General features: G+C 52.1%; 1 protein-coding gene. It reads right to left on the bottom strand.

What is annotated here, in order from left to right; genetic code table 11:
* Positions 1-509 (bottom strand): sigma-54 factor interaction domain-containing protein (locus R7Q48_RS31425; protein WP_318134385.1); only part of this gene is annotated, 509 nt, incomplete at both ends.

Genomic DNA, 509 nt, shown 5'->3' with positions numbered 1-509 from the left:
ATCGCGACTTTAGGATCGCGGTTGGTCGCCGCGACGATGCGGGTATTGGCGATGTGGACGGTATTACTGCCCACTGGGCGGTATTCGCCCGTTTCTAGCACACGCAGCAGTTTCACTTGATGCTCGATCGGCATCTCCGTAATTTCATCCAAAAACAGCGTGCCGCCTTCCGCTTGCTTAAATACCCCTTGGTGAGTTTTGTTCGCGCCAGTAAATGCGCCTTTTTCGTGGCCAAACAGTTCGCTATCGACCAGTTCTGGGCTAATGGCACCACAGTTGATGGCAATAAAAGGTTGCTGCTTGCGATCGCTGGCGAGATGGATGGTTTGTGCCACAAGCTCTTTACCTGAGCCACTTTCACCGACAATCAATACGTTGGCTTCGGTTTTTGCGACACGGCGGATCATGCGATACAGCTGGTGCATCGGAGAAGATGAACCAACTAGCAAACCAAACTGATCCAAATCGCTGGTGGCGACTTTACGTCCTTGCTCCTGCTTGTGCTGATA

The sequence above is a fragment of the Vibrio sp. 378 genome (assembly GCF_033339435.1).
The sequence above is the reverse complement of the archived record's forward strand: the minus strand, read 5'-3'. Positions and strand labels throughout refer to the sequence as shown.